Source organism: Cereibacter johrii (assembly GCF_001720585.1).
In the GTDB taxonomy this organism is placed as follows: domain Bacteria; phylum Pseudomonadota; class Alphaproteobacteria; order Rhodobacterales; family Rhodobacteraceae; genus Cereibacter_A; species Cereibacter_A johrii.
Window position 1 is genome coordinate 1 of record NZ_MABH01000059.1, and the last position, 7,803, is coordinate 7,803.

At 67.0% G+C, this 7,803-nt stretch carries 6 protein-coding genes; 2 read left to right on the plus strand and 4 right to left on the minus strand.

All coding sequences use genetic code 11. The annotated features are described in order from the left end of the window. The coding region (infB, locus tag A9O63_RS04205; protein ID WP_069330804.1) for a translation initiation factor IF-2 at positions 1 to 2,028 on the plus strand (2,028 nt) is incomplete at its 5' end. Between the two features lie 112 nt (positions 2,029 to 2,140). Here infB and A9O63_RS21810 read toward each other — a convergent pair. From A9O63_RS21810 to A9O63_RS04220, 4 genes are all read right to left on the minus strand, one after another. Then, positions 2,141 to 2,281: a hypothetical protein gene (locus tag A9O63_RS21810; protein WP_002721616.1), complete on the minus strand. Its 141-nt coding sequence runs from the start codon at positions 2,279 to 2,281 to the stop codon at positions 2,141 to 2,143. A gap of 136 nt (positions 2,282 to 2,417) precedes the next feature. Then, a complete protein-coding gene (locus A9O63_RS04210; RefSeq protein WP_069330805.1) occupies positions 2,418 to 2,816 on the minus strand; it encodes a (deoxy)nucleoside triphosphate pyrophosphohydrolase in 399 nt (132 codons plus the stop codon). Further along, entirely contained in the window at positions 2,813 to 4,150 is a 1,338-nt protein-coding gene (gene argJ, locus A9O63_RS04215; protein ID WP_069330806.1) for a bifunctional glutamate N-acetyltransferase/amino-acid acetyltransferase ArgJ, read from the minus strand. Before argJ ends, A9O63_RS04210 begins: the two co-directional genes overlap by 4 nt. A gap of 22 nt (positions 4,151 to 4,172) precedes the next feature. Then, a complete protein-coding gene (locus tag A9O63_RS04220; protein WP_069330807.1) occupies positions 4,173 to 5,027 on the minus strand; it encodes a peptidylprolyl isomerase in 855 nt (284 codons plus the stop codon). Between the two features lie 199 nt (positions 5,028 to 5,226). Here A9O63_RS04220 and secA point away from each other — a divergent pair. Then, positions 5,227 to 7,803, plus strand: a 2,577-nt coding sequence (gene secA, locus A9O63_RS04225; RefSeq protein WP_069330808.1) for a preprotein translocase subunit SecA, incomplete at its 3' end; no start/stop codon positions are given.

Here is a 7,803-nt window from a genome sequence, read left to right on the forward strand (position 1 = left end):
GCGCCGCAACCGGCACCGGCCGAGTCGCGCGCGTCCGCGCCGCCGTCGGCCAAGCCCGGCCTGCCGCCCTCGCGCAAGGAGCGTGAGCGCGAGGCCGATCGCGACCGCACGACCAAGAAGGACGACTCGCGTCGTTCGGGCAAGCTCACGCTGAACGAGGCGCTCTCGGGCGAAGGCGGCCGCACGCGGTCGCTCGCCGCGATGAAGCGCAAGCAGGAGAAGGCCCGCCAGAAGGCGATGGGCTTCGGCCACAAGGCCGAGAAGCAGGTGCGCGACGTGCAGCTGCCCGAGACCATCCTCGTGCAGGAGCTCGCCAACCGCATGGCGGAGCGGGCAGCCGACGTGGTCAAGGCGCTCATGAAGATGGGCATGATGGTCACGATGAATCAGTCCATCGACGCCGATACGGCCGAGCTGGTCATCGAGGAATTCGGCCATCGCGCCGTGCGCGTGTCGGATGCCGACGTCGAGCATGTGATCGACACGGTCGAGGACAAGGCGGAAGACCTCCAGCCGCGTCCGCCGATCATCACGATCATGGGCCACGTCGACCACGGCAAGACCTCGCTTCTGGATGCGATCCGCAAGACCAACGTCGTTTCGGGCGAGGCCGGCGGCATCACGCAGCATATCGGCGCCTATCAGGTGAAGACCGAGAGCGGCGCGGTCCTGACATTCCTCGATACGCCCGGCCACGCGGCCTTCACCTCGATGCGCGCCCGTGGCGCGCAGGTGACGGACATCGTGGTGCTGGTGGTGGCGGCCGACGACGCGGTGATGCCGCAGACGATCGAGGCCATCAAGCACGCCAAGGCGGCCAAGGTCCCGATGATCGTGGCGATCAACAAGATCGACAAGCCGGACGCGGACCCGAACAAGGTGCGCACCGACCTGCTCCAGCACGAGGTGATCGTCGAGAAGATGTCGGGCGACGTGCTCGATGTGGAAGTCTCGGCGAAGACCGGCCTCGGGCTCGACGAGCTGCTCGAGAACATCGCCCTTCAGGCCGAGATCCTCGACCTGCGCGCCAACCCGAACCGGCAGGCGCAGGGGGCGGTGATCGAAGCCAAGCTCGACGTGGGCCGCGGCCCGGTGGCCACGGTTCTGGTGCAGTACGGCACGCTCAAGCGGGGCGACATCTTCGTCGTCGGCCAGCAGTGGGGCAAGGTGCGCGCGCTCATCAACGACAAGGGCGAGCGCGTGGACGAGGCCGGCCCGTCGGTTCCGGTCGAGGTGCTGGGTCTGAACGGCACTCCGGAAGCGGGCGACGTGCTGAACGTGGTCGAGACCGAAGCCCAGGCGCGCGAGATCGCCGATTACCGTGAGAAGGCGGCGCGCGACAAGCGTGCGGCGGCCGGCGCGGCAACGACGCTCGAGCAGCTCATGGCGAAGGCCAAGGCCGATGCCGACGTGGCGGAACTGCCGGTGGTCATCAAGGCCGACGTGCAGGGCTCGGCCGAGGCGATCGTGCAGGCGCTGGAGAAGGTCGGCAACGACGAGGTCCGCGTGCGCGTGCTCCACTACGGTGTGGGCGCGATCACCGAGACCGACATCACGCTGGCCGAGGCCTCGCAGGCGGCGGTGATCGGCTTCAACGTCCGGGCCAATGCCTCGGCGCGTCAGGCCGCGAACCAGAAGAGCGTCGAGATCCGCTACTACAGCGTGATCTATGACCTGGTGGACGATGTGAAGAAGGCGGCCTCGGGCCTGCTCAAGGCCGAAGTGCGCGAGCATTTCATCGGCTATGCGCAGATCAAGGAAGTCTTCCGCATCACCGGCGTCGGCAACGTGGCGGGCTGTATCGTCACCGAGGGCGTGGCCCGGCGGTCGGCGGGCGTGCGCCTGCTGCGCGACAACGTCGTGATCCACGAAGGCACGCTGAAGACGCTCAAGCGCTTCAAGGACGAGGTCAAGGAAGTGCAGTCCGGTCAGGAATGCGGCATGGCCTTCGAACGCTACGAGGACATCCGTCCCGGCGACGTGATCGAGATCTTCGAGCGCGAGGAGGTCCAGCGCAAGCTGGCCTGATGCCGGACACCCGCGGCCCGCTTCGGCGGGCGGCGGGATCCCCGAGATGGGAAAGGCCGGGCAGCTGCAGCTGCCCGGCCTTTTCGTTCGTCGCGAGTTGTGCGCCAGAAGGTCAGGCGGCGCGCTTCGACGGGATCGGGTAGCCGACGTACGTCTTTTCGTCGACCCGAACCATCACCTTACCATCCGCCATCTGGCCGACGAGAAGGCCCTGAACCGAGACACAGCTACCGATCGTGATCGTCCTGAGCATCTGCTTTCCCCCAAGAAGCAAGTTTCCCCAGTCATAGGTTAGTCATAAAGCGATAAATAAACACTCACGATTTTGGTCGTAGAGCGCCTTAAAGGTGCGACATATGAACGATTGAGGCGCTTGTGCCACAGAACCGTTACAGCCAGTCGCGCAGGATGGGGATCAGCGGCAGGTCCGCGGGGGGCATCGGATAGTCGCGAAGCGCCTGCGGCCGCACCCAGGCGAGCGTCTGGCCCTCGCGCGGCTGGGGGATTCCCTCCCACCGCCGGCAGGCGAACAGCGGCATCAGCAGATGGAAGGTCTCGTAGGCGTGGCTCGCGAAGGTGAGCGGCGCAAGGCAGCTCGCCTTCGTGTCGATGCCCAGCTCTTCCTTCAGCTCGCGGATCAGCGCGGCCTCCGGGCTCTCGCCCGGCTCGACCTTGCCGCCGGGAAACTCCCAGAGGCCCGCGAGCGACTTGCCCTCGGGCCGCTGGGCCAGAAGCACGCGGCCGTCGCCATCGATGAGGGCCACGGCCGAGACGAGGACGACCTTCACGAGCGGTAGTCGGCGTTGATGTCGATGTAGCGGTGCGTCAGGTCGCAGGTCCAGACCGTGCGGCTGTCGGTGCCGAGGCCCAGATCGACCGCCACCACCAGCTCGGCCTGTTTCATGTAGGCCGCGCCGTCCTCCTCGCGGTAGTCGGGGCTGCGCCAGCCCTTCTCGGCCACGAGGATGTCGCCGAATCGGATCGAGAGCTTGTCGCGGTCGGCCGCGGCGCCCGACTTGCCCACCGCCATGACGATCCGGCCCCAGTTCGGATCCTCGCCGGCGATGGCGGTCTTGACCAGCGGCGAGTTGGCGATGGCCATGGCGATCTTGTGGGCGTCCTCGGCACTGGCCGCACCCGTCACCCGGACCTCGACGAATTTCGATGCGCCCTCGCCGTCGCGCACCACCTGCTGCGCGAGGTCGAGCATCACCCGCCCCAGCGCCGCCTCGAAGTCGCGCCCCGCCTTCGAGCGCCCGTTGAGCTCGGCAGCGGGGCTCGTGCCGGTGGCGGCGAGCAGCAGCGCGTCCGAGGTCGAGGTGTCGCTGTCCACGGTGATCGCGTTGAAAGTGGCTTCCCCCTGCCGCGACAGCATCTTCTGCAGCAGGGGCTGCGGGATCTTCGCATCGGTGAAGATATAGACCAGCATCGTCGCCATGTCGGGCGCGATCATGCCCGAGCCCTTGGCGATGCCCGCAATCTGGATCGGCCCGCCCTCGCCCTCGACCGTGGCCGAGGCGCCTTTCGGGAAAGTGTCGGTCGTCATCATGGCGCGCGCGGCCATCTCGATCGCATCCCCCGACAGGCCCTCGACCAGCGCGGGGATCTGCGCGGTGATGCGCTCGTAGGGCAGCGGCTCGCCGATCACGCCGGTCGAGGAGGAGAAGACCCGCTCCACCGGCAGGCTCAGGGCCTCGGCTACGCCGCCGGTCACGGCCTCGACCGCCTCGACGCCCACGGCGCCGGTGAAGGCGTTCGAGTTGCCCGAGTTCACGATGATCGCCGCACCGGCCTCCGAAGCCTTGCCGATCTTGGCCTGACAATCGAGCACGCAGGCCGCCCGCGTCGAGGAGCGGGTGAAGACGCCCGCCATGGCCGTGCCCGGCGCAAGCCGGATCAGCATCACGTCCTTGCGGTTCTGGTAGCGCACGCCGGCCTCGACGGCTGCGAATTCCACCCCGCCGATGGCCGGCAGGGTGGGGAAGGAGGCGGGGGCCAGCGGCGACACCGCCTTGGCACCCGCGGTCTTCGCTTCGGGCTTCCCGGCCTTCGCGCGGGCCTTGAGCTTCGACAGCTTCTTCTTCAGCGTCTTCGCTTCGTCTTTCCAGTCCGTCTTGCCCATGCCCGTGCCTCCGGTTCGCGGATCAGTCGAGCAGTTCTTCCTTCCGAAGCGCCGCCGGGTCAATCCCCTCGCCGGGCCGGGTGATCTCGGCCTTGGCCGTCACCTCGTCGATGTGACGGGCAACCGCCTCCTGCTCGATCTGGCCGGCCAGCTCGTCGCGCATGTCGTCGAGCGAGGGTTTCTCGGCGATCCGGGTCTCGTTCAGCTTGACGAGGTGCCAGCCGAACTGGGTCTGGATCGGGCCCACCACCTCGCCCGGCTTCATCTTCACCACGGCATCCTCGAAGGGCTTCACCATCATGCCGAGGCCGAACCAGCCGAGCGAGCCGCCGTTGGCCGCCGCGCCGTCCGAGGAATGGTCCTTGGCGAGCACGGCGAAGTCGGCCCCGCCGTCGATCTCTTCCTTCAGCTTCTTGGCCTCTTCCTCGCTCGACACGAGGATGTGCGAGGCATTGTATTCGGTCTGCGGCGCGGCATCGGCGAAGCGCGCGTCATAGGCGGCCTGCAGCGCCTCGTCGGTCACCGCCCCCTCGACCACGCGGCGCATCGCCACGGCCGACAGGAAGCCACGCTCCTCGTTCTGCAGCGACAGCTGGTCGCGCTTCGTCACCGAGCCCTCGACGGATTGCGCAAGCGCCGCCTGCTGGATCAGCTGCTCGAGAATGCCCTTGAAGAGCGCATCGTCGGGCAGGCTCTGATACTGGTCGGGCAGGCCCGCGCGGAGCGCGATCATGTGGCCCAGCGTGATGTCCTGACCGTTCACCGTGGCCACCACCGTATCGGCCGTCGGCTCATCCGCACGGACCGGAGCGGCCAGCGCCAGCGCGCAGACGGCCGCGACGGACGCCCCCCGCCAGAACCTTGCAATGTTCGCCATTCTCACCTTCTCCTGAACGGGCGCGCCCTCGCGCGACGTTGACTTGACCCCTCCATCCCCTTACATCGCTTGGGTCGCGTGAGCCGGGGCCGGGCTGTTCTGCCTTCTAGGAGACTACGGGCGGAGGGGGCAAGGCCGATGCCTCACACGATCATGTCAAGAGGACTTGGCTTGTCAGGAACGACCAGGCGGAGAAAACATGCTGGGTCTCGGAACGCTCGCGCGCAAGATCTTCGGAACGCCCAACGACCGCAAGGTGAAGTCCGTCCGCAGCCTCGTGGCGCGCATCAACGACCTTGAACCGGAATTCCAGGCTCTCTCGGATGAGGGCATCAAGCAGAAGACCGCCGAATTCCAGCGACGGGTGCAGGAAGGCGGAGAAAGCCTCGACGATCTTCTGCCCGAAGCCTTCGCCAACTGCCGTGAGGGTGCGCGCCGCGCGCTCGGCCTGCGGGCCTTCGACGTGCAGCTGATGGGCGGGATCTTCCTGCATCAGGGCAATATCGCCGAGATGAAGACGGGCGAGGGCAAGACCCTCGTCGCCCCCTTTCCCGCCTATCTGAACGCGCTCGCCGGCAAGGGCGTGCATGTCGTGACGGTGAACGACTATCTCGCCAAGCGCGATGCCGAATGGATGGGCAAGGTCTATGCCCAGCTCGGCCTCAGGACCGGCGTGGTCTATCCGTTCCAGTTCGACGAGGAGAAGAAGGCCGCCTACGCCGCCGACATCACCTACGCCACGAACAACGAGCTGGGCTTCGACTATCTCCGCGACAACATGAAGGCCTCGAAGGAAGAGATGCGCCAGCGCGGCCATTTCTTCGCCATCGTCGACGAGGTGGACTCGATCCTGATCGACGAGGCGCGGACGCCGCTCATCATCTCGGGCCCGAGCCAAGACCGCAGCGACCTCTATACCAAGGTGGACAAGCTGATCCCGGAACTCGTGGAAGAGCATTACAAGCTCGACGAGAAGACGCGGAACGTGACCTTCACCGAGGAGGGCAACGAGTTCCTCGAGAAGCGCCTGCTCGAGACCGGCCTCCTGCCCGAGGGCCAGTCGCTCTACGACCCCGAGAGCACGACCATCGTGCATCACGTCAACCAGGGGCTCCGGGCGCACAAGCTCTTCCACCGCGACCAGCAATATATCGTCCGCGACGACGAGATCATGCTGATCGACGAATTCACCGGCCGGATGATGCGCGGCCGCCGCCTGTCCGACGGCCTGCACCAAGCCATCGAGGCCAAGGAAGGCGTCTCGATCCAGCCCGAGAACGTGACGCTCGCCTCGGTGACGTTCCAGAACTACTTCCGCCTCTACGGGAAGCTGGGCGGCATGACCGGCACCGCGGCCACCGAGGCCGAGGAATTCATGGAAATCTACGGCCTGGGCGTGGTCGAGGTGCCGACGAACCGGCCCGTGGCGCGCGCGGACGAGCATGACGCCGTCTACCGCACCGCGCGCGAGAAGCACGACGGGATCGTCGCCTCGATCAAGGACGCGCACGAGCGCGGCCAGCCGATCCTCGTGGGCACGACCTCGATCGACAAGTCCGAGGCCCTGTCCGACCTTCTGAAGGCCGCGGGCATCCCGCACAACGTCCTGAACGCGCGCCAGCACGAGCAGGAGGCGCAGATCGTGGCCGATGCGGGCAAGCTCGGCGCCGTCACCATCGCCACCAACATGGCCGGCCGCGGCACCGACATCCAGCTCGGCGGCAATGTCGAGATGAAGGTGATGCAGGCGCTGGCCGCCGATCCCGCCGCCCACCCCGACGAGGTGCGCGCCCGGATCGAGGCCGAACATGCCGAAGAGAAAGAACGGGTGAAGGAAGCGGGCGGGCTCTTCGTGCTCGGCACCGAGCGCCACGAGTCGCGCCGGATCGACAACCAGCTCCGCGGCCGCTCGGGCCGTCAGGGCGACCCGGGCCGCTCGGCCTTCTTCCTCAGCCTCGAAGACGACCTGATGCGGATCTTCGGCTCCGACCGTCTCGACAAGGTGCTCTCGACCCTCGGGATGAAGGAAGGCGAGGCCATCGTCCATCCCTGGGTGAACAAGTCGCTCGAGAAGGCGCAGGCCAAGGTCGAGGCGCGCAACTTCGACATCCGCAAGCAGCTCCTCAAGTTCGACGACGTGATGAACGACCAGCGCAAGGCGATCTTCAGCCAGCGCCTCGAGATCATGGAGACCGAGGACCTGTCCGAGATCGCGCAGGACATGCGCTATCAGGTGATCGACGATCTGATCGATCAGCACATGCCGCCGCGCAGCTACGCCGACCAGTGGGACATCGAAGGGATGCACCGCGCGGTGCAGGACAAGCTCGGCCTCGACGCGCCGATTGCCAAATGGGCGCAGGAGGAAGGCGTCGATCAGGATGTGGTGCGCGAGCGGCTGTGCGAGGCCTCGGACCGGCAGATGACCGAGAAGGCCGAGGCCTTCGGCCCCGAGACCATGCGCTCGATCGAGAAGCAGATCCTGCTGCAGACCATCGACGCCAAATGGCGCGAGCACCTGCTGACGCTCGAACATCTGCGCTCGGTCGTGGGCTTCCGCGGCTATGCGCAGCGCGACCCGCTGTCGGAATACAAGACCGAGGCCTTTGCCCTGTTCGAATCGATGCTGAACTCGCTCCGGCAGGATGTGACGCAGAAGCTGGCGCAGGTCCGACCGCTGAGCGAGGAAGAGCAGCAGGCGATGATGCGGCAGTTCCTCGATCAGCAGCGCGCGGCGGCCGCGGCGGAGGCCCCGGCCCAGGCGCCGGTCGCGCCC

Excerpts from the sequence above, each read along its gene's own strand:
- A9O63_RS21810 (WP_002721616.1), bottom strand. The coding sequence starts at position 2,281 with ATGCTCAGGACGATCACGATCGGTAGCTGTGTCTCGGTTCAGGGCCTT.
- argJ (WP_069330806.1), bottom strand. The coding sequence starts at position 4,150 with ATGGGCAAGACGGACTGGAAAGACGAAGCGAAGACGCTGAAGAAGAAG.
- A9O63_RS04220 (WP_069330807.1), bottom strand. The coding sequence starts at position 5,027 with ATGGCGAACATTGCAAGGTTCTGGCGGGGGGCGTCCGTCGCGGCCGTC.